The 23,881-nt window shown below is 72.1% G+C and carries 20 protein-coding genes; 12 read left to right on the forward strand and 8 right to left on the reverse strand.

The genetic code is table 11. The features are described from left to right. The first annotated feature begins 9 nt into the window (after window positions 1-9). Genes nuoH through nuoN form a run of 7 tightly spaced genes read left to right on the forward strand, consistent with a single transcriptional unit; the run spans window position 10 to window position 8,209 of the window. Window positions 10-1,338 carry an NADH-quinone oxidoreductase subunit NuoH gene (gene nuoH / locus ACFVQZ_RS07805; protein ID WP_321192755.1) on the forward strand — a complete coding sequence of 443 codons (1,329 nt, stop codon included), beginning with the start codon at window positions 10-12 and terminating at the stop codon, window positions 1,336-1,338. Further along, window positions 1,298-1,948: an NADH-quinone oxidoreductase subunit NuoI gene (gene nuoI / locus ACFVQZ_RS07810; RefSeq protein ID WP_036414790.1), complete on the forward strand. Its 651-nt coding sequence runs from the start codon at window positions 1,298-1,300 to the stop codon at window positions 1,946-1,948. The genes nuoH and nuoI overlap by 41 nt, the downstream gene beginning before the upstream one ends. Continuing rightward, entirely contained in the window at window positions 1,945-2,769 is an 825-nt protein-coding gene (locus tag ACFVQZ_RS07815; protein ID WP_030494806.1) for an NADH-quinone oxidoreductase subunit J, read from the forward strand. Before nuoI ends, ACFVQZ_RS07815 begins: the two co-directional genes overlap by 4 nt. Beyond that, a complete protein-coding gene (nuoK, locus tag ACFVQZ_RS07820) occupies window positions 2,766-3,065 on the forward strand; it encodes an NADH-quinone oxidoreductase subunit NuoK (RefSeq protein ID WP_383620415.1) in 300 nt (99 codons plus the stop codon). The genes ACFVQZ_RS07815 and nuoK overlap by 4 nt, the downstream gene beginning before the upstream one ends. Before the next feature lie 10 nt (window positions 3,066-3,075). After that, entirely contained in the window at window positions 3,076-4,971 is a 1,896-nt protein-coding gene (gene nuoL, locus ACFVQZ_RS07825; RefSeq protein WP_383620417.1) for an NADH-quinone oxidoreductase subunit L, read from the forward strand. Window positions 4,972-4,976: 5 nt separating this feature from the next. After that, on the forward strand, window positions 4,977-6,563 hold the full coding sequence (locus tag ACFVQZ_RS07830) for an NADH-quinone oxidoreductase subunit M (RefSeq protein ID WP_030494803.1): 1,587 nt from the start codon (window positions 4,977-4,979) through the stop codon (window positions 6,561-6,563). After that, window positions 6,560-8,209, forward strand: coding sequence for an NADH-quinone oxidoreductase subunit NuoN (nuoN, locus tag ACFVQZ_RS07835; RefSeq protein WP_383620419.1), 1,650 nt, complete (start codon window positions 6,560-6,562; stop codon window positions 8,207-8,209). Before ACFVQZ_RS07830 ends, nuoN begins: the two co-directional genes overlap by 4 nt. 83 nt (window positions 8,210-8,292) lie before the next feature. On the opposite strand, the gene ACFVQZ_RS07840 is transcribed toward nuoN, so the two are convergent. Next, window positions 8,293-8,886 carry a hypothetical protein gene (locus ACFVQZ_RS07840; protein WP_383620421.1) on the reverse strand — a complete coding sequence of 198 codons (594 nt, stop codon included), beginning with the start codon at window positions 8,884-8,886 and terminating at the stop codon, window positions 8,293-8,295. A gap of 225 nt (window positions 8,887-9,111) precedes the next feature. On the opposite strand from ACFVQZ_RS07840, the gene ACFVQZ_RS07845 reads away from it, so the two are divergent. Both ACFVQZ_RS07845 and ACFVQZ_RS07850 read left to right on the forward strand, forming a co-directional pair. Then, entirely contained in the window at window positions 9,112-10,029 is a 918-nt protein-coding gene (locus ACFVQZ_RS07845) for a helix-turn-helix domain-containing protein (RefSeq protein WP_030494800.1), read from the forward strand. A 41-nt stretch (window positions 10,030-10,070) separates the two neighbouring features. Beyond that, the gene (locus ACFVQZ_RS07850) at window positions 10,071-10,892 is read left to right on the forward strand and encodes a carbohydrate-binding protein (protein ID WP_030494799.1); all 822 of its coding nucleotides are present in this window, start codon (window positions 10,071-10,073) and stop codon (window positions 10,890-10,892) included. A 7-nt stretch (window positions 10,893-10,899) separates the two neighbouring features. Here ACFVQZ_RS07850 and fahA read toward each other — a convergent pair whose 3' ends face one another. Beyond that, window positions 10,900-12,126 (reverse strand): fumarylacetoacetase, encoded by a 1,227-nt coding sequence (gene fahA, locus ACFVQZ_RS07855; RefSeq protein ID WP_383620424.1) that lies wholly within the window; start codon window positions 12,124-12,126, stop codon window positions 10,900-10,902. A 280-nt stretch (window positions 12,127-12,406) separates the two neighbouring features. Here fahA and ACFVQZ_RS07860 point away from each other — a divergent pair, with 280 nt between their 5' ends. Next, window positions 12,407-13,789, forward strand: a complete 1,383-nt coding sequence (locus tag ACFVQZ_RS07860) for a hypothetical protein (RefSeq protein ID WP_383620426.1) — start codon at window positions 12,407-12,409, stop codon at window positions 13,787-13,789. A gap of 32 nt (window positions 13,790-13,821) precedes the next feature. Here ACFVQZ_RS07860 and ACFVQZ_RS07865 read toward each other — a convergent pair whose 3' ends face one another. Together ACFVQZ_RS07865 and ACFVQZ_RS07870 are read right to left on the reverse strand one after the other, a co-directional pair. Then, the gene (locus ACFVQZ_RS07865) at window positions 13,822-15,822 is read right to left on the reverse strand and encodes a CocE/NonD family hydrolase (RefSeq protein WP_383620428.1); all 2,001 of its coding nucleotides are present in this window, start codon (window positions 15,820-15,822) and stop codon (window positions 13,822-13,824) included. A gap of 9 nt (window positions 15,823-15,831) precedes the next feature. Next, the gene (locus ACFVQZ_RS07870) at window positions 15,832-17,334 is read right to left on the reverse strand and encodes a peptide MFS transporter (RefSeq protein WP_383620430.1); all 1,503 of its coding nucleotides are present in this window, start codon (window positions 17,332-17,334) and stop codon (window positions 15,832-15,834) included. A gap of 218 nt (window positions 17,335-17,552) precedes the next feature. Here ACFVQZ_RS07870 and ACFVQZ_RS07875 point away from each other — a divergent pair, with 218 nt between their 5' ends. Both ACFVQZ_RS07875 and ACFVQZ_RS07880 read left to right on the forward strand, forming a co-directional pair. Beyond that, window positions 17,553-18,563, forward strand: a complete 1,011-nt coding sequence (locus ACFVQZ_RS07875) for a polyprenyl synthetase family protein (protein ID WP_030494794.1) — start codon at window positions 17,553-17,555, stop codon at window positions 18,561-18,563. Window positions 18,564-18,715: 152 nt separating this feature from the next. Continuing rightward, on the forward strand, window positions 18,716-19,900 hold the full coding sequence (locus tag ACFVQZ_RS07880) for an outer membrane lipoprotein carrier protein LolA (RefSeq protein WP_051787810.1): 1,185 nt from the start codon (window positions 18,716-18,718) through the stop codon (window positions 19,898-19,900). Window positions 19,901-19,976: 76 nt separating this feature from the next. Here the strand turns inward: ACFVQZ_RS07880 and ACFVQZ_RS07885 are convergent, their stop codons facing one another. The 4 genes from ACFVQZ_RS07885 to ACFVQZ_RS07900 all read right to left on the reverse strand — a co-directional run bounded on the left by ACFVQZ_RS07885 (window position 19,977) and on the right by ACFVQZ_RS07900 (window position 23,834). Continuing rightward, window positions 19,977-21,281 carry a M28 family metallopeptidase gene (locus ACFVQZ_RS07885; RefSeq protein ID WP_383620433.1) on the reverse strand — a complete coding sequence of 435 codons (1,305 nt, stop codon included), beginning with the start codon at window positions 21,279-21,281 and terminating at the stop codon, window positions 19,977-19,979. Window positions 21,282-21,549: 268 nt separating this feature from the next. Then, a complete protein-coding gene (locus tag ACFVQZ_RS07890; RefSeq protein WP_383620435.1) occupies window positions 21,550-22,371 on the reverse strand; it encodes a MerR family transcriptional regulator in 822 nt (273 codons plus the stop codon). Then, complete coding sequence (locus ACFVQZ_RS07895) at window positions 22,364-22,906, reverse strand: VOC family protein (protein WP_383620437.1); 543 nt, start codon at window positions 22,904-22,906, stop codon at window positions 22,364-22,366. Before ACFVQZ_RS07895 ends, ACFVQZ_RS07890 begins: the two co-directional genes overlap by 8 nt. A 34-nt stretch (window positions 22,907-22,940) precedes the next feature. Beyond that, window positions 22,941-23,834 carry an NAD(P)-dependent oxidoreductase gene (locus tag ACFVQZ_RS07900; RefSeq protein WP_383620439.1) on the reverse strand — a complete coding sequence of 298 codons (894 nt, stop codon included), beginning with the start codon at window positions 23,832-23,834 and terminating at the stop codon, window positions 22,941-22,943. Window positions 23,835-23,881: the final 47 nt, after the last annotated feature.

A 23,881-nucleotide genomic window follows, 5' to 3' on the forward strand; every position in this document is an offset into this window, starting at 1 on the left:
GACCTGTCCATGTTCGGGACGGACCCCTGGTGGCTCGTCGCGGTCAAGGCCGTCTTCTGCTTCGCGTTCCTCATGGTGACCGTGCTCTTCTCCATCGTGTGGGAGCGCAAGGTCGTCGCCTGGATGCAGCTGCGCATCGGCCCCAACCGGCACGGCCCCTGGGGCCTCCTCCAGTCCCTCGCGGACGGCATCAAGCTGATGCTCAAGGAGGACGTGATCGTCAAGCGGGCCGACAAGGTCGTCTACGTCCTGGCCCCGATCGTCGCCGCCATCCCCGCCTTCATGGCCATCGCCGTGATCCCCTTCGGCCCGGCCGGCCACGAGGTGTCGATCTTCGGCCAGCGCACCACGATGCAGCTCACCGACCTGCCGATCGCGATGCTGTACATCCTCGCGGTCGCCTCCGTCGGCATCTACGGCATCGTCCTCGCCGGCTGGTCGTCCGGCTCGACGTACCCGCTCCTCGGCGGCCTGCGCTCCTGCGCGCAGATGATCTCGTACGAGATCGCCATGGGCGCCGCCTTCGCGTCCGTCTTCCTCTACTCGGGGTCGATGTCCACCTCGGCGATCGTCGAGGCCCAGCAGGACCGCTGGTTCGTGATCCTGCTGCCGGTGTCGTTCCTCATCTACATCGTGACGATGGTCGGCGAGACCAACCGCGCCCCCTTCGACATGCCGGAGTCCGAGGGCGACCTCGTCGGCGGCTTCAACACCGAGTACTCGTCCATCAAGTTCGCGATGTTCATGCTCGCCGAGTACGTGAACATGGTGACGGTCTCCGCGGTGTCGGTGACCCTCTTCCTGGGCGGCTGGCGGGCCCCCTACCCGATCAGCACCTTCTGGGAGGGCGCCAACCACGGCTGGTGGCCGATGCTGTGGTTCGTCCTCAAGGTGCAGCTGCTGCTCTTCTTCTTCATCTGGCTCCGCGGCACCCTGCCCCGCGTCCGCTACGACCAGCTGATGAAGCTCGGCTGGAAGGTCCTCATCCCGGTCTCCGTGGTCTGGCTGATGCTGGTCGCCACTGTCCGGGCGCTGCGCAACGAGAACATCGCCTTCACCAACATCGTGCTGTACGTGGCCGGCGCGGTCCTCGTGGTGCTGCTGCTCTCCTTCGTCGCCGACCTCTTCCGCGACCGGAAGGCGAAGGCCGCGGGCGAGGACCCGGCCGCCGAGCGGGAGTTCGACCCGATGGCCGGCGGTTTCCCCGTACCGCCCAAGCCCGGACAGACCCTGCCGCCCGTGCCCCGGCGCAGGCCCCGACACCAGCGGGACCTCGTTGTCAGTGGTGGCCCCGATACTGCTACCGAGAGTGACGAAAGGGGGACGGATCGTGTCTGACTTCCAGAATCCGGTGGCCGGCTTCGGCGTGACCTTCAAGGCCATGTTCAAGAAGCGGCTGACCGAGCAGTACCCGGAGCAGCAGAAGACGACGGCACCCCGCTTCCACGGCCGGCACCAGCTCAACCGCCACCCGGACGGGCTGGAGAAGTGCGTCGGCTGCGAGCTGTGCGCCTGGGCCTGTCCCGCCGACGCCATCTACGTGGAGGGCGCGGACAACACGGACGAGGAGCGCTACTCGCCCGGCGAGCGGTACGGCCGCGTCTACCAGATCAACTACGCCCGCTGCATCCTGTGCGGGCTGTGCATCGAGGCGTGCCCCACCCGCGCGCTGACCATGACGAACGAGTTCGAACTGGCCGACTCCTCCCGCGAGAACCTGATCTACACCAAGGAGCAGCTGCTCGCGGGCCTCGACGACCGCATGGTCGACACCCCGCACGCGATCTTCCCCGGCATGACCGAGCAGGACTACTACCGGGGTCTGGTCACCGAGGCCGCGCCCGGCACCGAGCGCCAGGTCGCCGTGTCCAAGGGGGAGGGTCCGCAGGAGGCCGCGTCGACCTTCGGCGAGGACGAGCCCGCGTCGGGGAAGGTGGTCGGCCGATGAGCGCGCTCGCCGCCTACGCCACCTCCACCGGCGAGGCGATCCAGTTCTGGGTGCTCGGCACCGTCGCCGTGATCGGCGCGCTGTGCACCATCCTGATGAAGAAGGCCGTGCACTCGGCCCTCTGCCTGGCCGGCACCATGATCGTCCTCGCGGTCTTCTACCTGGCCAACGGCGCGTACTTCCTCGGCATCGTGCAGATCGTCGTCTACACCGGCGCGATCATGATGCTGTTCCTCTTCGTCGTCATGCTGGTCGGCGTCACCGCCGCGGACTCGCTGAAGGAGACCATCAAGGGCCAGCGCTGGTGGGCCGCCGCGTGCGGCCTCGGCTTCGGCGTCCTGCTCTTCGCCGGCATCGGGAACGCGGCGCTGACCGAGTTCACCGGCCTCGGCGCGGCGAACGCCGCCCACGGGGGGAACGTGGAGGGCCTGGCGGCCCTCATCTTCACCAAGTACGTGTTCGCCTTCGAGATCACCGGCGCCCTGCTCATCACCGCGTCCGTCGGCGCGATGCTCCTCACCCACCGGGAGCGCACCGAGCGGGCCCGGACCCAGCGCGAACTGTCCGAGCAGCGGGTCCGCGAGGGCAAGCACCTGCCGCCGCTGCCCGCCCCCGGCGTCTACGCCCGGCACAACGCGGTGGACATCGCGGGCCTGCTGCCCGACGGCACCCCGTCCGAGCTCACCGTCATCTCGACCCTGCGCAAGCGGGGCCAGGTGCGGGACGTGTCGACGGAGGCGCTCGCCGATCTCAAGGCCCTGGAGCAGCGCTCCGCGGAGCGGCTCGGCCGCGACCGGGAAGAAGAGGAGGCCGGCCGGTGAATCCCGTCAACTACCTGTACCTCGCCGCCCTGTTGTTCACCATCGGCGCGGTCGGGGTGCTGATCCGGCGGAACGCGATCGTGGTCTTCATGTGCGTGGAGCTGATGCTCAACGCCTGCAACCTCGCGTTCGTCGCCTTCTCCCGGATGCACGGCAACCTGGACGGCCAGATCGTCGCCTTCTTCACGATGGTCGTGGCCGCCGCGGAGGTCGTCGTCGGGCTCGCGATCATCGTGTCCGTCTTCCGATCCCGCCACTCGGCCTCGGTCGACGACGCCGGCCTGATGAAGCTGTGAGGGGCTGACCGTGGAAAATCTCATCGCGCTCCTCATCGGGGCACCCCTGCTCGGGGCCGCCGTCCTGCTGTGCGGCGGGCGCCGGCTCGACAAGGCCGGGCACTGGCTCGGCACGCTCCTCGCGGCCGTCTCCTTCGTCCTCGGTCTCGCGCTCTTCGCCGACATGCTCGGCAAGGGCGCCGACGAGCGGGCGGTGCGCCAGCACCTGTTCTCCTGGATCCCCGTCGAGGGCTTCCAGGCGGACATCGCCTTCCAGCTCGACCAGCTGTCGATGACCTTCGTGCTGCTGATCACCGGCGTGGGCACGCTCATCCACGTCTACTCGATCGGGTACATGGAGCACGACGAGCGGCGCCGCCGCTTCTTCGGCTACCTGAACCTGTTCGTCGCGGCGATGCTGCTGCTGGTCCTGGCGGACAACTACCTGCTGCTGTACTTCGGCTGGGAGGGCGTCGGCCTCGCCTCGTACCTCCTGATCGGCTTCTGGCAGCACAAGCCCAGCGCGGCCACCGCCGCGAAGAAGGCGTTCCTGGTCAACCGGGTCGGCGACATCGGCCTGTCGATCGCGATCATGCTGATGTTCACCACCTTCGGCACCTTCGCCTTCGGGCCGGTGCTGGAGTCGGCGGCGGAGACCTCCGAGGGCACGCTGACGGCGATCGGCCTGATGCTGCTCCTCGCGGCCTGCGGCAAGTCGGCCCAGGTGCCGCTGCAGTCCTGGCTCGGGGACGCGATGGAGGGCCCGACCCCGGTCTCGGCCCTCATCCACGCGGCCACCATGGTCACCGCCGGCGTCTACCTGATCGTCCGCTCCGCCGACATCTTCAACGCGGCGCCGGACGCGCAGCTCGTCGTCACCATCGTCGGCGCGGTCACGCTGCTCTTCGGTGCGATCGTCGGTTGCGCGAAGGACGACATCAAGAAGGCCCTCGCCGGGTCGACGATGTCGCAGATCGGCTACATGATCCTGGCGGCCGGTCTCGGCCCCATCGGCTACGTCTTCGCGATCATGCACCTGGTGACGCACGGCTTCTTCAAGGCCGGGCTGTTCCTCGGCGCCGGTTCGGTCATGCACGGCATGAACGACGAGGTCGACATGCGGAAGTACGGCGGCCTCAGGAAGTACATGCCGGTCACCTTCGCCACCTTCGGCCTCGGCTACCTCGCCATCATCGGCTTCCCGGGCCTGTCCGGCTTCTTCTCCAAGGACAAGATCATCGAGGCGGCCTTCGCGAAGGGCGGCACCGAGGGCTGGATCCTCGGCGCGGTCACCCTGCTGGGCGCCGCCATCACCGCGTACTACATGACCCGCGTGATGCTGATGACCTTCTTCGGCGAGAAGCGCTGGCAGCCGGACGAGCACGGCCACGAGCCGCACCCGCACGAGTCCCCGAAGTCCATGACGGTCCCGATGATCCTGCTGGCCTTCGGCTCGGTCTTCGCGGGCGGGATCTTCGGCATCGGCGACCGGTTCGTGAACTGGCTGCAGCCCGTCACCGACTACGAGCACGGCCACCCGCCGATCAGCGCCCTGGCCGTCACCTCGGCCACCGTCGCCGTCATGGTGATCGGCGTCGGCCTCGCCTACCTCCAGTACGGCCGCAAGCCCGTCCCGGTGGTCGCCCCGCGCGGCTCGCTGCTCACCCGGGCCGCCCGCCGCGACCTGCTCCAGGACGACTTCAATCACGCCGTCTTCGTCACCGGCGGCACCCACCTGACCCGCTCGCTGGTCTACGTCGACCACTCGCTCGTGGACGGCGTGGTCAACGGCACCGCGGCCTCCGTGGGCGGTCTCTCCGGCCGGCTGCGCAAGCTCCAGAACGGCCATGTCCGCTCGTACGCGGTCTCCATGTTCGGCGGTACGGCGATCCTCATCGCCGCGACCCTGCTGATGAGGGCGGTGTGACGCCGATGTCCTTTCCCCTTCTGACGGCGACGGCAGCGGTGCCGGCGGTCGGCGCGATCCTCACCGCCGCCGTGCCCGCCGCCCGGCGCACCGCCGCCAAGTGGCTGGCGCTGACCGTCTCCCTGGTCACGCTGGTGCTGGCCGGGATCGTCTTCGCCCGCTTCGAACCGGGCGGCGACCGCTACCAGCTGGTCGAGTCCCACTCCTGGATCAAGGACTTCGGGGTCCGGTACGAGCTGGGCGTCGACGGCATCGGGGTGGCGCTGATCGCGCTGACCGCGCTGCTGATCCCGTTCATCGTCCTGGCGGGCTGGCACGACGCCGACCCCCTGGAGACCTCGTCGAAGAGGTGGCGGCCGACGCAGGGCTTCTTCGCCCTGATCCTGATGGTCGAGGCGATGGTGATCCTCTCCTTCGAGGCCACCGACGTCTTCCTCTTCTACATCCTCTTCGAAGCCATGCTCATCCCGATGTACTTCCTCATCGGCGGCTTCGGCGACCGCGCGCACAGCGGCAGCGACGAGAACGCGGCGGCGCAGCGCTCCTACGCGGCGGTCAAGTTCCTGCTGTACAACCTGGTCGGCGGCCTGATCATGCTGGCGGCGGTCATCGGGCTGTACGTGGTCGCGGGGAACTTCTCGCTCACCGAGATCGCCGAGGCCCGGGCGAACGGCTCGCTGGAGATGGCGTCCGCCACCGAGAAGTGGCTGTTCCTCGGCTTCTTCTTCGCCTTCGCGGTGAAGGCGCCGCTGTGGCCGCTGCACACCTGGCTGCCGAACGCGATGGGGGAGGCGACCGCCCCGGTCGCCGTCCTCATCACCGCCGTCGTCGACAAGGTCGGCACCTTCGCGATGCTCCGCTTCTGCCTCGGCCTCTTCCCCGAGGCGAGCAAGTGGGCCACGCCGGCGATCATCGTGCTCGCGCTGATCAGCATCGTGTACGGGGCGCTGCTCGCGGTCGGCCAGCGGGACATCAAGCGGCTGGTCGCGTACGCGTCGATCTCCCACTTCGGCTTCATCATCCTGGGCATCTTCGCGATGACCAGCCAGGGCCAGTCCGGCGCCACGCTGTACATGGTCAACCACGGCATCTCCACCGCCGCGCTGATGCTCGTCGCCGGCTTCCTGATCTCCCGGCGCGGCTCGCGGCTCATCGCCGACTACGGCGGTGTGCAGAAGGTCGCGCCGGTCCTCGCCGGCACCTTCCTGATCGGCGGGCTCGCGACCCTGTCGCTGCCCGGACTCGCTCCGTTCGTCAGCGAGTTCCTGGTCCTGGTGGGCACCTTCGCCCGCTACCCGGTGGCCGGGATCGTCGCCACGACCGGCATCGTCCTCGCCGCGCTGTACGTCCTCGTCCTCTACCAGCGGACGATGACCGGCCCGGTGAAGGAGGAGGTGCGGACGATGCCCGACCTGCGGCCGCGCGAGCTCGCCGTCGTCGCCCCGCTGATCGCCGTCCTGCTCTTCCTCGGCGTCTTCCCGAAGCCGCTGACGGACGTGGTCAACCCGGCGGTCCGGCACACCATGTCGGACGTGCAGCGGACCGACCCCCAGCCCGAAGTCCCCGTCCAGAACGTGGAGGCGGCCAAGTGAACGCCCTCGCTGTCCACAGCCTGTGGACGACGGCCGCCGAGCCGCTGAACAAGATCCCGGCGCCGAAGATCGAGTACACCCAGCTCGCCCCGGTGCTGATCGTCGTCGGCGCGGCGGTCCTCAGCGTCCTCGTCGAGGCCTTCGTGCCCCGCAAGGGCCGGTACATCAGCCAGCTGTTCCTCTCGGTGCTGGCCCTCGCCGCCTCGTTCGCCGCCGTCGTCGGCCTCGCGGCCGGCGGGTACGGCACCACCAAGGCCCGTATCGCCGCCATGGGGGCGATCGCCGTCGACGGCCCCGCCCTGTTCCTCCAGGGCACGATCCTGCTCGCCTCGATCGTCGCCGTCTTCACCTTCGCCGAGCGCAGGCTCGACCCGGCCGACCACGGCCACAAGGTCGACTCCTTCGCCGCCGAGGCCGCCGCCGTCCCCGGCGGCGACCACGAGAAGGCGGCCGTCAAGGCCGGCTTCACCACCACCGAGGTCTTCCCGCTCGCCCTCTTCGCGATCGCCGGCATGCTGGTCTTCCCGGCCGCCAACGACCTCCTGACCCTGTTCATCGCGCTGGAGGTCTTCTCCCTCCCGCTCTACCTGCTGTGCGCCCTCGCCCGCCGCAAGCGGCTGATGTCGCAGGAGGCGGCCGTCAAGTACTTCCTCCTCGGCGCCTTCTCCTCGGCGTTCCTGCTCTTCGGGATCGCCCTGCTCTACGGCTACGCGGGCTCCGTCTCGTACGCCGCCATCGCCGACGTCGTCGACGGCGCGGTCGCCTCCGTGAACCCGGCGCTCGCCCAGACCATGGGCAACGACGTGCTGCTGCTCATCGGCTTCGCGCTGGTCCTCATGGGCCTGCTCTTCAAGGTCGGCGCCGTCCCGTTCCACATGTGGACCCCGGACGTCTACCAGGGCGCCCCGACCCCGGTGACCGGCTTCATGGCCGCCGCCACCAAGGTCGCCGCCTTCGGCGCGCTGCTCCGCCTGCTGTACGTGGTGCTGCCGGGGCTCACCTGGGACTGGCGGCCGGTCATGTGGGGCGTCGCGATCGTCACGATGCTCGGCGGCGCGGTCGTCGCCATCACCCAGACCGACATCAAGCGGCTGCTCGCCTACTCGTCGATCGCGCACGCGGGCTTCCTGCTCGCGGGCGTCATCGCGGCCACCCCGAGCGGCATCTCGTCGGTCCTGTTCTACCTGGGCGCCTACTCCTTCGTGACGATCGGCGCGTTCGCCGTCGTCACCCTGGTGCGGGACGCGGGTGGCGAGGCCACCCACCTGTCCAAGTGGGCCGGTCTCGGCCGCCGTTCGCCGCTCGTCGCGGCGGTCTTCGCGGTCTTCCTGCTGGCCTTCGCCGGCATCCCGCTGACCTCCGGCTTCTCCGGCAAGTTCGCGGTCTTCAAGGCGGCGGCGGAGGGCGGCGCGGGCGCGCTCGTGGTGGTCGGCGTCCTCGCCTCGGCGGTGGCCGCCTTCTTCTACATCCGGGTGATCGTGCTGATGTTCTTCAGCGAGCCGAAGGCGGACGGCCCGACGGTCGCCGTGCCGTCGGCGCTGACGACACTCGCCATCACGGCGGGCGTGGTCGTCACCCTGGTCCTCGGCCTCGCGCCGCAGTACTTCCTGGACCTGGCGAGCCAGGCGAGCGTGTTCGTGCGCTGACGCCGGCCCGCTGACGGACAGGGCCCGGCTCGGGGGCGAGCCGGGCCCTTCCGTGTGCCCGCGCGGGTGCGCGGCGCCGCGGTCTACGCCTTCGGGGCGTCCTCCGGGCAGACGCAGTGCACCCGCGGGTTGTACGGGGCGAAGAGGCCGGCCGGGTTCTTCTTGTGGATCCAGGCGTGCAGCGTGTAGACGTCGCCGACGCCCGGGATCACGGCCGGCCCGTCGAAGTCCCGGCCGAAGATCCGCGGCGGCTCGGGCTGCCCGGTGTTGGGGATCACCCACTCGACCGCGACCAGTTCCCGCTTGCCCGTCTCGTGGTTCTTCGCGTACAGCACGGCCGCCGGCCGCGCCGGGTCGGCCGAGCCGACGTGGGCCGGCTTCACGTAGTGGTAGCCCATGCCGCCGAGCCGCGCCGCGCTGGTGTCCTCGACGCACACGTCGGTGCGCCGGTAGCCGTCGGCGATCGCCCGCTCCTCGGACGCGTACTTCTTCGTGGCCTCGTACGTCCTCGCCAGGTCCGGGTGCGGCCAGCCGTGCTCGCCGCCCGCGACCGGGGCGGCCTGTGCCGCGGGGGCGGCCGGGACCGCGGAGACGGCCGGGGCGGCGGCGCCCAGGGCCAGGGCGGCGGAGGCGGCCAGCGCGCACGCGGCCATCAGGGAACGGGGTCGTGCGGACATCGGGATGTGCTCCTCGGGTGGGGGGAAGCGCCCGTCGGGCGCGGGACCGGTGGGCCGCTCCTCCTGGGAGCCGCCGTGAGGAGCATCGAACGCCCGCCCGCCGCCCGCACCCGGGACTGGCCCGGCGGAGTGGCTTCGCGCGGTGACGTCCGGGGGCTCCTGACAGGGCCCGGACGGCATGGGATCGTGGAACCGGTAGTGGTCTGTACCAGTGGGGAGGGACGGATGCGCGGGACCACGGTCCTACCCGGGACGCCCTGTGAAGCGCCCCGGCACGGGGAGCCGCCGGTGCACCGGCTGGAGCTGCGCCTGCCGGACCAAGTGCCGTTCGCCGCCGGAGGGTTCGACGCCATGGGGCCGATGTCGCGGGCCGACTACCCGCACCGGCACACCTTCTACGAGATCGTGCACGTCGTCGCGGGGACGGGCGTGCACGTCCTCGACACCGAGCGGTACGCCGTCCGGCCGCCGCAGCTCGGGGTGATCCTGCCCGGACAGGTCCACCGGTGGGAGGGCGTGCACGGCCTCGAAGGGTCGCTCGTGCTGTTCACGCCCGAGTTCCTGGTCGGCGGCGTCGGCGACGAGGAACTGCTGCGGCGGCTGGGGGAGCGGCCCTGGGCCGACCTCGACCCGGCGGCCCACGCCCGCACCACCCTGCTCATGGAGGAGCTCGCCGAGGAGTACCGGCGCGGCGACGACGGCTTCGCCGGGGTGCTGCGGTCCCTGCTGCACGTGCTGCTCGTCCGCGCCGCCCGGATGCCCGGCGGGCGGGTCGTGGCGCCGCCGCGCGGGCTCGCCGGCGACTTCCTGGCCCTCGCGGGCCGGGCCGCCGCCGAAGGGCTCTCGGTACGGGAGTGCGCCGGGCGGCTCGGGGTGTCCGCCGGCCACCTCAACGAGGCCGTGCGCGCCGCCACCGGCCGGACGCCCGCCGCCCTGCTGCGCGAGGCCCGGGTGCGGGAGGCGCAACGGCTCCTGGTCGCCACCGCGCTGTCCGTGCGGCAGGTCGCCGCCCGGGTCGGCTTCCAGGACCCCGCGTACTTCTGCCGCTTCTTCCGCCGCGAAGTCGGGTGCAGCCCGGGCGACTTCCGAAAACACCACGACCCCCGCGTTCCGTCCATCGCCGCGGATTCCGCGCCCGCCTAGGTTCGTTGCCGATCCCAGCCCCCACCTGAGGAGCCAGGCACATGGACAGCGAGACCAGCACCGGGCACGTCACCCGCAAGACCGTGCTGCGGGCCGCGCTCGCGGCCGGCATGGCCGCGCCCGCCGTGCTCATGGGCGTCCCCGCCCTCGCCCGTACCCTCACCGGCGACGAGGCACCCGCGCTCACCCCGGCCTGCGACGACGGCGACGACCCCACCCCGCCGCAGATGGAAGGCCCCTACTTCAAGCCCAACTCGCCGCGCCGCAACACCCTGAACGACGGGCCGGGCACCCGGCTGACCGTCTCCGGCTACGTCTTCGGGCGGGCCTGCCGGCCGATCTCCGGCGTCCTGCTGGACTTCTGGCAGGCCGACGTGAACGGCGCCTACGACAACACCGGCTACCGGTTCCGCGGCCACCAGTTCACCGGCGCCGACGGCTCGTTCACGCTGACGACGATCGTCCCCGGCCTCTACCCGGGCCGCACCCGCCACCTCCACGTCAAGGTGCAGGCGCCCGGGCGGCCGGTGCTCACGACCCAGCTGTACTTCCCGAACGAGCCCCGCAACACCACCGACTCGCTCTTCGACCCGCGGCTGCTGATGACCGTCCGGGACGCGGGCGGGGGCCGCGAGGCCGCCTTCGACTTCGTCCTCGACGTGCCGCAGACCCCGGGGCCGACGCCGACCCCGACGGGCACGCCGACGACCGCCCCGCCCGGCGGCACGTGGACCGCCGGACGGACCTACGCGGCGGGCGACCGCGTCACGTACGGCGGTGTGGGCTACGTCTGCCTCCAGGCCCACACCGCCACGGCCGGCTGGGAGCCGCCGAACGTCCCCGCCCTCTGGCGGGTCGGCTAGCGCCGGCTCAGGCCGACGGGACGATCCGGCCCCGGACCTCGCCCAGGCCCACCCGGGTGCCGTCCGGGCCGGGCGCCCACGCGGTCAGCACGACCTCGTCGCCGTCCTCCAGGAACGTCCGCTTGCCGCCGGCGAGTTCGATGGCGTCCCGGCCGTTCCAGGTCAGCTCCAGGAGCGAGCCGCGCTGGTGCACCTCGGGGCCGGAGACCGTGCCGGAGCCGTACAGGTCGCCGGTGCGCAGCGAGGCGCCGTTCACCGTCATGTGGGCGAGCTGCTGCGCGGCCGTCCAGTACATGGTGGAGAACGGCGGCTCCGCCACCACCTCCCCGTTGATCTCCACGGAGATCCGCACGTCGTAGCCGCCCGGCTCCTCCTCCGCCGCGTCGTCCAGGTACGGCAGGAGGGGGAGGTCCCGGGCCGGCGGCGCGGTGCGGGCCGCGTCCAGCGCCTCCAGCGGCGTCACCCACGCCGACACCGAGGTCTGGAAGGACTTGCCGAGGAACGGGCCCAGCGGCACGTACTCCCACGCCTGCACGTCCCGCGCCGACCAGTCGTTCAGCAGCGTCAGCCCGAAGACGTGGTCGCGGAAGGCGGACAGCGGCACCGGGCGGCCCAGCTCCGACGGGGTGCCGACGAGGAAGCCGACCTCCGCCTCGATGTCCAGCTTCACCGACGGGCCGAACACCGGCGCCGCGTCCGCGGGCGCCTTCCGCTGGCCCGACGGGCGCACCACGTCCGTTCCGGAGACGACGACCGTGCCCGACCGGCCGTGGTAACCGATCGGCAGGTGCTTCCAGTTGGGGGTCAGCGGCTCGCCGTCCGGGCGGAAGATGCGGCCCACGTTGGTGGCGTGGTGCTCGCTCGCGTAGAAGTCCACGTAGTCCGCGACCGTGTACGGCAGGTGCAGCGTCACCGCGTCCAGCGGGTGCAGCAGCGGCTCGATCTCCGGGCGGTGCGCCGGGACCGTCACCCAGGCCGTCAGCGCCCGCCGCACGTCCCGCCAGGCGGTCCGGCCGGCCGCCAGCAGCGCGTCGAGGCCCGGCTGCGCCAGCAGGGAGGCGTACGGGGAGCCGAGCGCGTGCGCCGCGGCCCCCGCGTCCAGCACGTACCCGCCGATCCGGACGCCGAGCCGGCGGCGGCCCGGCTCGTCGGCGGTGGTGAAGACGCCGTACGGGAGGTTGTGCGGGCCGAAGGGGTCGCCCTCGGCCAGGTCGAGCGGGCTGTGCTCGGGCATCGGTGCGTGCCTCGCTTTCGATGATGGGTGAGGGACACGTTACGGGGCGGGCCGCCGGGCGAGGATGACATGGATCACAGAGAAACCGCGGCCTGTGAGGGCAACCACCCCGCTTTGCGCGGTTTGTTCGCCCGGCGGCGGTGGATCCCGCTCCGAGCTGGGGAAACGCCCGCCCCGGCCGGTCGGCGCGCGTCCTACGATCATGGCGGCGTCGCCCCCGCGTGAAGCGTCCGCGGGCGCGCGCCGCTCTTTTTCTTCCCTGACCAGGAGAAGGTCCCACGTGAAGATCCGCCGCATTCTCGCGACCGCCGTGGCAGCAGCCGTCACGACGCCGGTCGTGTTCCTGTCCGCCGGCACGGCCGTCGCGGACACCAGGCCGACGGCCGACGCCTCGGCGCAGGACGCGCAGACCGCCCAGGACGGCCCGGACGACGCCGACTTCGCCGAGTACGAGCGGCTGGTCGAGGCCGTCATCAAGGCCGAGGAGAAGGTCGAGCGCCTGAAGGCCGAGCGCGAGGCGCTCCTCGAAGACCTCCTGGCGAACAACGTCGACCCGGAGATCAAGGCCGAGTACGACGAGGCGAAGCTGGCGTACGACGAGGCCAAGGCCGCCCGCGAGGCCGCCGACACCGCCGTCACCGAGGCGCAGGCCGAGCTCGACGCGCTGACCGCGGACCCGGAGGCCTCCGCCGAGGACAAGGCCGCCGCCGAGCAGACCCTCGCCGAGGCCACGGAGACCGCCGCGACCGCCCTCGCCGCCGAGAAGGACGCCAAGACCCGCTTCGACGCGGCCGACACGGCCCGCGACGACGCCCTGGTGGCGATGTCCCGGGAGACCGAGCGCCTGAAGGCCGCCATCAAGACTGCCCAGCAGGAGCTCGCGGACGCCGAGGCCGCCCTGGAGGCGTACGAGGGCGAGGGCGCCGACTGCACCGACGAGGAGGCCGTCGCCACCACCCTCACCGGCCCGAAGACCATCGTCGTCGGCTCCAGCGCCGACTTCACGCTCACCGTGAAGAACATCGCGGAGCACGACCTCGACGCGGTCCGCTTCCACGTCTTCGCCGCGCACGTGCCCGAGTCGTGGTCGGACATCATCGGCGCGGAGGACCCGGACTTCGCCCAGTACATCGACGTCGACTGGAAGTCCGCCGCCAACCCGGTGTGGACCGACCTCGACATGGAGTCGGAGTCCATCGACCTGGGCAAGATCGCCGAGGGCGGCAGGACCGACGTCACCCTGCGCCTGACCGTGGCGGACGACGCCCCGGCCGGCGAGGGCATCGCCTTCACCGCCGGCGAGTACGAGAACGAGGACGGCTCCTGCGGCGTCGGCCAGGGCTTCGCCAAGGTCGACTTCGACGTCGTCGAGCAGGACGCCGGGGAGCCGACGGAGGAGCCGGCGGACGAGCCGACCGAGGAGCCCACGGAGGAGCCGACGTCCGAGCCGTCGCCGTCGGCGTCCACCCCGGCCCCGGCCGCCACCACCGCGAACACCACCCAGCAGGGCGGTTCCTCGAACACGCCGGTCGCCACCGGCGGTCAGCTCGCCGCGACCGGCGCGAACGACACGCTGCCGCGGCTCGGCGCCGCGGCCGGCGCGGCCCTCGTGCTCGGCGCGGGCGCGGTGTTCGCCGCCCGCCGCCGCAAGGTGAACGGCTAGGCAGGACCGCGATCCCCCGTACGGCCCCGGGCTCAGCCCGCCGTGCGGGGGATCCGCTGTTCCCAGGTGCGGTGGAAGACGACCTCGCCGCCCTCCTTGCAGACCACCTCGTCGGAGGTGTGGAAGGCGTCCGCGTCGCAGCTGATCTCGGAGCGGGTGTCGACGGTGACGTCCCAGGCGAGTTCCGGCCGGTGCAGCCGGATGTGCCACTCGGAGCGGGTGCGGGCGGACAGCGGGTCGTCCTCCGCGATCGTGTACGTCTCGACGGCGTCCTCCGTGAACTCCAGGCCGTCCGGGTACACGCGCGTGCCGCCGTACTTCGGGTCCACCTGGAGGGTCCACTCGCCCTTGGCGACGTCCCGGAGCACCAGCCGCTCGGGGCGGGCCGGGTCGAGGGTGCGGGGGGACGACACGCCGAGCGGCGGGGCCTGCTCGGGCTCCTCGAAGGAGACCGTGTCCTCCGTGCGGGCGCGGACCGGAAGGGTGAGGGAGGAGCCGGCCGGGTCGAGGGTGAAGCCGTCCGCGTCGGGCTGCGGCCAGATCCACGGCCAGTACGCGGAGGACAGCGCGAGCCGCACCCGGTGGCCGGGCGGGAAGGTGTGCCCGATGCCGTTCAGCTCGAACGTGACGGTCTCCGTCGTGCCGGGCCGGGCCGGCACGGCCCGGTCCCGGCCGTGGCGGGCGGAGAGATTGAGGGCGCCGCGGGTGACGAGGGTGGAGGAGCCGTCCGGGGCGATGTCGCAGAGCCGGGCGACGATCTGGCCGGTGGGCGCCGGCGTCGTCACGCGGAGGGCGACCGAGGGGCGGCCCAGGATCTCGATCGGCTCGCCGCCGGCGGGCACCGGGAAGTCGAAGCAGGCCGAGTGGGCGTCCTCGTCGCGCTGGTCGGGCGGCAGGTCGGCGTCGTTGCCGAACGGGAAGAAGCGGCCCGCGTCGATGCCGGTCTGCTGCGGCGAGGCGACGACGACGGGCTCGCCGCCGAAGCCGTACGTGACGGGGGTGACGTGCGGGGACGGCCAGGACGGGTCGGCGACCCAGCGGCCGGGCAGCTCCTCGTACACGGTCGCCGGCGGGTGGGACTCGCTGATCCAGGAGCGGAGCGCCGGCTCGGCCATGACGTCGTTCGGCACGTCCTTGAGGTGGTGGTCCCACCAGCGGAGGGTCTCCTGGAGGAAGCCGATGGCGGGGCCGGGCGGCAGGCCGCGGTCGGGGTACTGGTGGGACCAGGGGCCGATGATGCCGCGGACCCGGTCCCGGGGGAGGTGCCGGACGAGGCGGAGGACGGTGTCGCGGTACGGGTCGTGCCAGCCGCCGACGGCGAGGACGGCGGCGCGGATCGCGGAGTAGTCCTCGCAGACGCTGCCGTGCCGCCAGTAGGCGTCCCGGGTCTGGTGGGCGAGCCAGGTGTGGACGAAGGGCCGGACGGCCTCCAGGCGGCGCAGCCACAGGTCGCGCCACTCCTCGCCGGCGTACTGCGGGTCGGGCGGGCGGCAGACGAAGGCGAGCATGGTGGCGGCCCAGGCGTGCATGTCGACGCCGAGGACGGAGCCGCCCATGTAGTGGACGTCGTTGTCGTAGCGGTCGTCGGTGGAGCAGACGGTGACGACGGCCTTGAGCGGTTCGGGGGCGAGGGCGGCGATCTGGAGGCTGTTGAAGCCGCCCCAGGAGATGCCGAACATGCCGACCCGGCCGTTGCACCAGTCCTGTTCGGCGAGCCAGTTCACGACGGCGACGCCGTCGGCGAGCTCGGTGGCGTCGTACTCGTCGCCGGGCAGGCCCCCGCTGTTGCCGTGGCCGCGGACGTCGACCCGGACGGAGGCGTAGCCGTGGCCCGCATACCAGGGGTGGCGCTGCCAGTCGCGGGGCGCCGTCCAGTCGGTGAGCCGGTAGGGGAGGTACTCCAGGAGCGCGGGGACGGGCTCGTCGGTGAGCGGCCGCCACACGCGCGCGTACAGCGGGGTGCCGTCGGGCATCGGGATCCGGATGTCCTCGTGGCGGGTCTCGTACGGGAAGTCGGTACGGATCTTCGTCATCGGGTCACCTCAGTGGACGGGGTGCATGGTGCGGCGCAGCCAGGGGGCGAGGGCCATCACGGCGAGGCCGACGGCGACGGCGACGGCGCCGTTGACGCCGAAGTACGCGGGCTTGGACACGTCGTCGTAGAGCTTCACGGTCTGGGCCTGGATGCCGTTGGCGAGGGCGAGGGAGAGGAACCAGAGGGACATGGTCTGGCTGGAGAACGCCTTCGGGGCGAGCTTGCTGGTCGCGGACATCCCGGAGGTCTCCAGGAGCACGTCGCCGAGGCCGAGCAGCAGGTAGGAGCCGACGATCCACCAGGCCGCCATCCGGTACGCGTCGTCGGCGTGGCCGGAGGTCGGCAGGACCATGAGGAGGAAGGACAGGCCGCCGAGGACCACACCGAGGGCGATCTTGTTCGAGGCGTGCGGCTGGCGGGGGCCCATCCGGGCCCAGGCGGCGGCCACCACGGGCGCCAGGGCGACCTCGAAGGCGCCGAGGGCGGAGGCGTACCAGCTCGCGGGGAAGTCGAAGCCGAGGAGGGTGGTGCGGGCGTTGGTGGAGGCCAGCAGCATCATCGTCGAGTACGCCTGGAAGAGGATGAAGTTGAACGCCACCGAGGCGAGGAACAGCACCACGTACGGCCTGAGCCGGCCGCGCTCCTCGGGCGTGACCCGCGGGCTGGTGAACATCACCCAGAAGTAGACGACCGGCGCGATCACCGAGACCAGCGTCAGCAGGTCCACGAACCGGTCCATGGTGAGCCAGCCGGCCGCCGCGAGGGCGCCCGCCGCGGCGGCGGTGACGACCGCGCCGGTGATCATGAGCAGCACCGCGCGGCGCAGGGCGTCGGGGGCGAGCGGGAACTCGGCGGCGTGCCTCTTCCCGGCGAGGTGGCGGCGCCCGGCCACGTACTGGACCAGGCCGAAGGTCATGCCGACGGCGGCGGCCGAGAAGCCCCAGTGGTAGCCGCGGTGGTCGGCGAGCCAGCCGGTGATCAGCGGTCCGGCGAAGGCGCCGATGTTGATCGCCATGTAGTAGAGGGCGAAGCCGGCGTCGCGGCGGTCGTCGTCGGTGCGGTAGAGCTTGCCGACCATGGTGGCCACGTTCGGCTTCAGCAGGCCGGTGCCGGCGCTGATCAGACCGAGGCCCGCCCACGTCATGGCGGCGGTCGGCACCGCCATGGAGTAATGCCCGCAGGCGATCAGGACGCCGCCCCACAGGACCGCCCGGTACGAGCCGAGGATCCGGTCGGCGAGCCAGCCGCCGGCCACCGACACCAGGTAGACGAGCGTGCCGTAGGCGGCGGAGACGGAGGCGGCGGTGCCGGCCGCCATGCCGAGGCCGCCGTCCGACACGCTCGCGGCGAAGTAGAGGACGAGGATGGCCTGCATGCCGAGGAACGAGAACCGCTCCCAGACCTCCAGCCCGGAGAGGGCGAGCAGGCCGCGCGGATGGCCCAGGAAGGCCCGGTCGTCCTCGGGGGGCGGCTGGTCCCCGGTGTCCTGGTCGATCTCCGTTCGGGACAATTCGTACACTCCATGTCGTATCAACTGATCACGAACATACCGGGGGCGACGGGAAGGCGCCCACGGTGATCGAAACGTGACCGGATACGCTGGCTTGAGTGAATCCCAGCGACACATCGACAATCCGTGTGACCACGAACACCGTGTGATCACCACCCCAGCCGTGTGATCGTCGCCATGTGATCGTCAGCAGGCGTCAGCAGACAGGAGACCCCCTCGTGACCGTCGTCGGGCCGTTCGGTCTTAGCGTGCGGGACCAGGCTCTTGAGGCCGATGTCCAGACCGGGTTGGCGGCCGTCGAGGCCGGACTCCTCGACGCCACCAAGAGCGATGTCCCCTTCATCACCGAGGCCGCGCAGCACCTGGTGCTCGCCGGCGGCAAGCGGTTCCGCCCGCTGCTCGTGATGCTCGCCGCCCAGTTCGGCGACCCCTACGCGCCCGGCGTCGTGCCCGCGGCCGTCGTCGTGGAGCTCACCCACCTGGCCACGCTCTACCACGACGACGTCATGGACGAGGCCGCCGTCCGCCGCGGCGTGCCCAGCGCCAACAGCCGCTGGGGCAACTCGCTGGCCGTCCTCACGGGTGACTTCCTCTTCGCCCGCGCCTCGCACACCCTCGCGGACCTCGGACCCGAGGCCGTACGGATCCAGGCCGAGGCGTTCGAACGGCTCGTGACCGGCCAGATCCTGGAGACCGCCGGCCCGATGGACGGCCGCGACCCCGTCGACCACTACCTCGACGTCCTCGGCGGCAAGACCGGCTCCCTCGTCGCCGTCTCCTGCCGCTTCGGCGCCATGATGTCCGGCGCCGACGAGTCCGTCGTCCGCATCCTCACCCAGTACGGCGAACGGCTCGGCGTCGCGTTCCAGCTCGCCGACGACGTCCTCGACATCGCCTCCGAGGGCCACGAGTCCGGCAAGACCCCCGGCACCGACCTCCGCGAGGGCGTCCCCACCCTCCCGGTCCTCCACCTGCGGGCCGCCGCGGCCGCCCACGGCCGCCCCGAGGACCTGGAGCTCGTCGCCCTGATCGACGGCGACCTCACCGACGACGCCCGGCACGCCGAGGCGCTGCGCCGGCTCCGCGTCCACCCCGCCCTGGAGCAGGCCCGCCGGGACACCGTGCGGTACGCGGAGGAGGCCAGGGCCATGCTGGCGCCGCTGCCGGACGGCTACGCGAAGGCCGCCCTGCAGGAGCTGTGCGACGCGGTGGTGCACCGCGCGGGCTGACCCCTTCCTTCCGGGGGGTACGTCCCTAGGGGCGGGTCATCCCGCAGGCGTACGCGAGGTTGATCCCGGGGGCTGACGATTCCGCGGCGCCGTCCTGGTGAGATGGAGACATCGCACGGGAAGTCCACAGGGGCACGGAGGGATCACAGACCATGGCAGCACAGCGAAAGACGAGCCGGTACGTCGTCCCGGTCGCGGTGGCCGGCATCGCCGCCGCGACCGTCGGACTGGTCCCGGCGCTCGCCGCGTCCGGCGACCCGGACCTGCCGGACATCACGGCCCATCAGCTCATCGAGAAGATCGCCGCCTCGGACACCCAGACCCTCTCCGGCACCTTCAAGATCTCCACCGACCTGGGGCTGCCGGCCTTCGACGGGCTGCTCGGCGGGATCGCCGAGGGCATGGGCGACGGCGGCGCGGGCGAGGGCACCGCCGACCCGTCCGCCCAGCTCGGCAAGCTGGTCTCCGGCACCCACACCCTGAAGATCGCCGCCGACGGCCCCGAGCGCCAGAAGCTGACGCTGGTCGACGGCAAGGAGCAGTACAGCCTCGTCCACAACGGCGACGAGGTGTGGGCGTACGACTCCCGGTCGAACACGGTCTTCCACGAGAAGGGCGCCGAGGGCCCCGGCCAGGCCCCGCAGGAGGAGCTGCCCGCCTCCCCGAAGGCGCTCGCCGACGAGGTCCTGAAGGCCGCCGGCGACACCACCTCGATCACGGTCGGCGGCACCGCGAACGTCGCGGGCCGCGACGCGTACCGCCTGGTGATCGAGCCGAAGCAGCAGGGCTCCACGGTCGACGCGATCACCATCGCCGTCGACGCCGCCACCGGCACCCCGCTCAAGTTCACCCTCGACTCCACGAGCGGCGGCAAGCCGGTCGTCGACGCGGGCTTCACCAAGGTGGACTTCGGCAGGCCGGCCGCCTCCGAGTTCGCCTTCACCGTCCCCGAGGGCGCGAAGGTCACCGACGCCGACGCGGTCGAGAAGGAGCACGGCGACGCCGGGAAGGACCTGGAGAAGGAGCTGGAGAAGGGCTTCGGCGACTTCGGCCTCGGCGGCCTCGGCGGCGGGAACGGCGAGCCGAACGTGATCGGCGAGGGCTGGACCAGCATCGCCCGCTTCGACTCCGGCGCGCCGGCCCCGAAGACGGAGGACGCGCCGAAGGAGGTCCAGGGCTTCCTCGACTCGCTCGGCGAGAAGGTCAGCGGGAAGTTCGGCTCCGGCACCGTCTTCAAGACGAAGATCGTCAACGCGCTGATGACGGACGACGGCACCGTCTACGTCGGCGCGGTGACGCCGCAGGCGCTGGTGGACGCGGCGAACGCGGGCCGGTAGGCGCGGGGCCCGGCGGACATGGTGGCCCGGGCGGGTCGGGACGACGTCCACCGACCCGCCCGGGTGGTCCGAGGGCCTACGGGAACGTCAGCTTGAACCCGTTGATGTACCCGGTGTCGGCGGACGCGGTGTCCTGGACGCGGAGCTTCCAGACGCCGTTGGCGACCTCCGCGGAGGCGTTCACGGTGTAGGTCTGCTGGATGTTGTCGGTGCCGCTGCCGGTCCTGTTGTGCAGGTTGTAGACCGTGCCGTCGGGGGCGATGAGGTCGACGACGAGGTCACCGCGCCAGGTGTGGACGATGTCCACGCCGACGGCGAGGCTGCTGGGCGCGTTGCCGGCGACGCCGGAGACGGTGACGGACGAGGTCACCGCGGCGCCGTTGTCCGGGATCGCCACGTCGGCGGTGTTCTCGAAGACGGTGCCCGTCGGCGGGTTCGTGGTGGTGCCGGACAGGGTCCAGAGCGCGTGGGCGATGGCGTCGCTGTTGCGGTCCAGGGCCGTGTCGTTGATGTTCGCGGTCGTGTCGCAGGAGGAGTGGTAGCAGCGGTCGAAGGCCGTCGCCGTACCGCCCCACTTGGACACCTGCGCGCTGGTCTTGACCCGGCTGGCGCCGGTGAAGAGGCCGCCGACGGGTATGCCCGCGTTCTTGAACGAGGCGTGGTCGGAGCGGCCGTCGCCCTCGGTCTCGATCTCGGTCGGGACCCCGATGCCGGCGAAGTAGCTCTTGAAGGTCTGCTCGATGACCGGGTCGTCGTCGTAGACGAAGTAGCCCGGGTTCGGCGAGCCGATCATGTCGAAGTTGAGGTAGCCCTTCAGCTTCGCGCGCTCGGTCGCCGGGAGGTTGTTCACGTAGTGCTTCGAGCCGACCAGGCCCAGTTCCTCCGCTCCCCACCAGCCGAACCGCAGGTGCTTCGACGGCTGGTAGCCGGTGCGGGCGACGGCGAGCGCGGCCTCCAGGATCGCGGCCGAACCGGAGCCGTTGTCGTTGATGCCGGGGCCCGAGGAGACCGAGTCCAGGTGCGAGCCCGCCATGACGACCTGGTTCGGGTCGCCGCCGGGCCAGTCGGCGATCAGGTTGTAGCCGGTCGTGCCGTTGTACGTGAACTGCTGGACGGACGTCGTGAACCCGACCGCGTCCAGCTTGGCCTTCACGAAGTCGATGGACGCCTTGTAACCGGGCCGGCCGTGGGCGCGGTTGCCGCCGTTGGCGGTGGCGATGGACTGGAGGTCCGTCAGGTGCTGCTTCACGGCGGCGACGGACAGGTCGGGCGCGGCGGTGGCACCGGCCGGCGCGGCGGTGGCCGGCACGGCGCCGGCGAGGGCGCCGGCGACGAGCGCCGAGGAACCTGCCAGCGCGGCGAGTCTCGCGGAGAGTTTCATGTGGGGGCTCCGGATTCCGAACGGGGATGGGACGGAACGTGCGAGCGCCTCGCGCCGTGGGTGACGCGAGGCGTTGGAGCTGTGCGAGTGCGTGCTGAATGGTGGGTGAAGAGCTGATGTCACGTCAAGACGCATTCAGGACGCGGCCGTTCGCTCAGCGGACACCGGCTGGTGCCGCCCGCGGCGCCCGGGCCGTCATGGCCGGTTCCGGCCCCGCGCGCCGCCGCCGGGAGCCCGTGGGACGCTGCCGCCGGGGGCCCGTGCGCGGCTACCGCCAGTCGGCGGTCTCCGGGTCGAGGCCGTGGGCGCGGGCGTCGGCGTCGATCGCCGCGCGGAACCAGGCCGCCAGGCCGGGGCGCACCCCGTCGTAGTGCGCGGCGAAGCCCGGGTCCGTCGCGTACCGCCGGCCCAGGCAGACCTGCATCGACCGGCTCAGTGGGAAGTACGCCGCGCTGAAGAGCTCGCGGTGCCGCGTGACGAGCCGGGCCGCCTCGGCGTCGCCGGGCGCGACGCCCGCGTCCATCGCCTCGCCGAGGGCGCGTTCGAGCGCGGTGACGGCCTCGGTGACGGCCCGCCACTCCTCGGGGCCGCGCGCGGCGGAGCGCTCCGCGTACGCCTGCCACTGCGCGGTGTCCCCGTACTCCTCGCGCGCCTGCGCGGACCACGTGGGGTCCCAGCCGGGCCCGAAGAGCGCGGCCTGTTGCTCGGCGGTGAGGAGCAGCCCGCGCTCCTGGGCGTCGATCATCCGGTCCAGACCGGCGCCGAGCCGCCGGAGCCGTTCGATCCGCCGGTCGACCTGCGCGCGCTGGGCCCGCAGCGCGCCGGTCACGTCGGTGCCCGCGTCGTCGAGGACGGCCCGGATCCGGTCCAGGCCGAGCCCGAGCTCGCGGTAGACGGTGACGCGGTGCAGCCGTTCGAGGTCGGCGGCGGTGTAGAGCCGGTACCCCGCGGCCGTCCGCAGCGACGGGCGGGCCAGCCCGATCTCGTCCCAGTGGTGCAGCGCGCGGACGGTGACGTCCAGCAGCGCCGCCACCTGGCCGACGGTCAGCCCGTCGTCGCTCGCGCGTCCGGCGTACGGGTCCTCAGGCATGCGTCCCATTGTCGGGGCCGGTGATCCCGATCGCCGCGAGGTTCCGCGCCTCCTCGCTCGCCGGGTCGAACGGCTTCGCGGCCGTGAGGACGACGCGCGCGTTCTCGGGGGTGATCACCTCCACGTCCCGGGTGTTCCACGGCGTGTCCCGGGGCCCGTCGACCGCGCCGGGCCGCAGCGCGCGGCACGCCCCGGCGACGGCGTCGACCTGCGCGAGCACCCCGGCGAAGCTGTACCCCAGGGCCGGCGGCTCCGCCGGGACGCTGTCCGCCGCGACGAGCAGCACGTCCTGGAACGCCCACCGGCGCAGGTGCACCAGCACCCCCGGAACGGCGAACAGCTCGAAGAAGCCGAGCCCCCGCGTCCAGAAGTCCACGGACTCCGCGAGGTCGGTGGTGGGGACGGTGACGAAGGACGGCATGCCGTAGATGCCGTGGAACGGCTCCGGCGGCACGGCGTCCGGCCCGGGGGTGGGCACGGGGCTCATCTCGAAGGCGTCGTAGAAGTGGGTGGTGCGGGGGTTCTGGTCGCTCATGCGGACCACGGTCCGGCCTCACGCCGCGTGAGGGTCAAGCGCGCATCGACTCCAGGAGGCTGGAGAAGCTGTCGGCGGCGTGGCCGGCGTCCATGCCGCGGCGGAAGAGCGCGACGACGGCGGCCGGGAGCGTGGTGTCGACGCCCGCGTCCGCGTTGGTGTGCAGGACGTGCTCGACGCTGGCCGTGCCCATGGCGAGCCGGTCCACGTTGCCGGTGTGCTGTCCGGCGTCGATGCGCCCGGCGTAGAAGGACATGAAGCCCGGCAGCGACTGCGCGGTCTCCACGGCGTGCGGCAGGATGTCGGCCGCCGTGAGGCCGTTGGCCTCCGCGAGGGCGATGGCCTGCCAGTAGCTGAGCATCGAGGTCCAGAACATGACCATGCCGATCTGGTACATCAGCGCGGCGAGCCCCGGGTCCTCGCCCCGGTGGTCGGTGCGGCCGGTGATGACCTCCAGGGCGGAGCGGTGCCGGTCGAAGACCGCGCGCGGGCCGCTGTAGAAGGTCGACGACTCGGGCTTGCCGATGCCGGAGGGCGGCACGGTGACGCCGCCGGTCAGCTGGACGGCGCCCCGCTCGGCGGCCCAGCGGGCCGCGGCGCGGGCCCGCTCGGGGGTGTCGGAGCTGAGGTTCACCAGGACCCGGCCGGTGAGCGCGGACTCGGCGGGGCCGAGGGTGGCGTACACGGCGTCGTAGTCGGTGAGGCTGAGGACCACCAGTTCGTTGGCGGCGAGCGCGTCCTTCACGTCCGGGGCGAGCACCGCGCCGCGGGCGACCAGCTCGTCGGCGCGGGACGCCGTGCGGTTCCAGACGGTGACGTCGTACCCCTGGTCGAGGAAGGCGCCGGCCATCGCCCGGCCCATCGGGCCGAGGCCGATGACGGTGACCGACTGCGGGGTGGCGGGGGCGGCGGGGCGGGTGCTGGACATGGGTCTCTCTCCTCGCGGGACGACTGAAACGAACTAAAACGAACGCT

It is taken from the genome of Streptomyces sp. NPDC057854, from assembly GCF_042797055.1.
Classification (GTDB): Bacteria; Actinomycetota; Actinomycetes; order Streptomycetales; family Streptomycetaceae; genus Streptomyces.

Coding starts and splice junctions, on each gene's coding strand:
- nuoH (WP_321192755.1), top strand. CDS start 10: ATGTTCGGGACGGACCCCTGGTGGCTCGTCGCGGTCAAGGCCGTCTTC.
- ACFVQZ_RS07815 (WP_030494806.1), top strand. CDS start 1,945: ATGAGCGCGCTCGCCGCCTACGCCACCTCCACCGGCGAGGCGATCCAG.
- ACFVQZ_RS07830 (WP_030494803.1), top strand. CDS start 4,977: ATGTCCTTTCCCCTTCTGACGGCGACGGCAGCGGTGCCGGCGGTCGGC.
- ACFVQZ_RS07840 (WP_383620421.1), bottom strand. CDS start 8,886: ATGTCCGCACGACCCCGTTCCCTGATGGCCGCGTGCGCGCTGGCCGCC.
- ACFVQZ_RS07845 (WP_030494800.1), top strand. CDS start 9,112: ATGCGCGGGACCACGGTCCTACCCGGGACGCCCTGTGAAGCGCCCCGG.
- ACFVQZ_RS07850 (WP_030494799.1), top strand. CDS start 10,071: ATGGACAGCGAGACCAGCACCGGGCACGTCACCCGCAAGACCGTGCTG.
- fahA (WP_383620424.1), bottom strand. CDS start 12,126: ATGCCCGAGCACAGCCCGCTCGACCTGGCCGAGGGCGACCCCTTCGGC.
- ACFVQZ_RS07865 (WP_383620428.1), bottom strand. CDS start 15,822: ATGACGAAGATCCGTACCGACTTCCCGTACGAGACCCGCCACGAGGAC.
- ACFVQZ_RS07880 (WP_051787810.1), top strand. CDS start 18,716: ATGGCAGCACAGCGAAAGACGAGCCGGTACGTCGTCCCGGTCGCGGTG.
- ACFVQZ_RS07885 (WP_383620433.1), bottom strand. CDS start 21,281: ATGAAACTCTCCGCGAGACTCGCCGCGCTGGCAGGTTCCTCGGCGCTC.
- ACFVQZ_RS07890 (WP_383620435.1), bottom strand. CDS start 22,371: ATGCCTGAGGACCCGTACGCCGGACGCGCGAGCGACGACGGGCTGACC.
- ACFVQZ_RS07895 (WP_383620437.1), bottom strand. CDS start 22,906: ATGAGCGACCAGAACCCCCGCACCACCCACTTCTACGACGCCTTCGAG.
- ACFVQZ_RS07900 (WP_383620439.1), bottom strand. CDS start 23,834: ATGTCCAGCACCCGCCCCGCCGCCCCCGCCACCCCGCAGTCGGTCACC.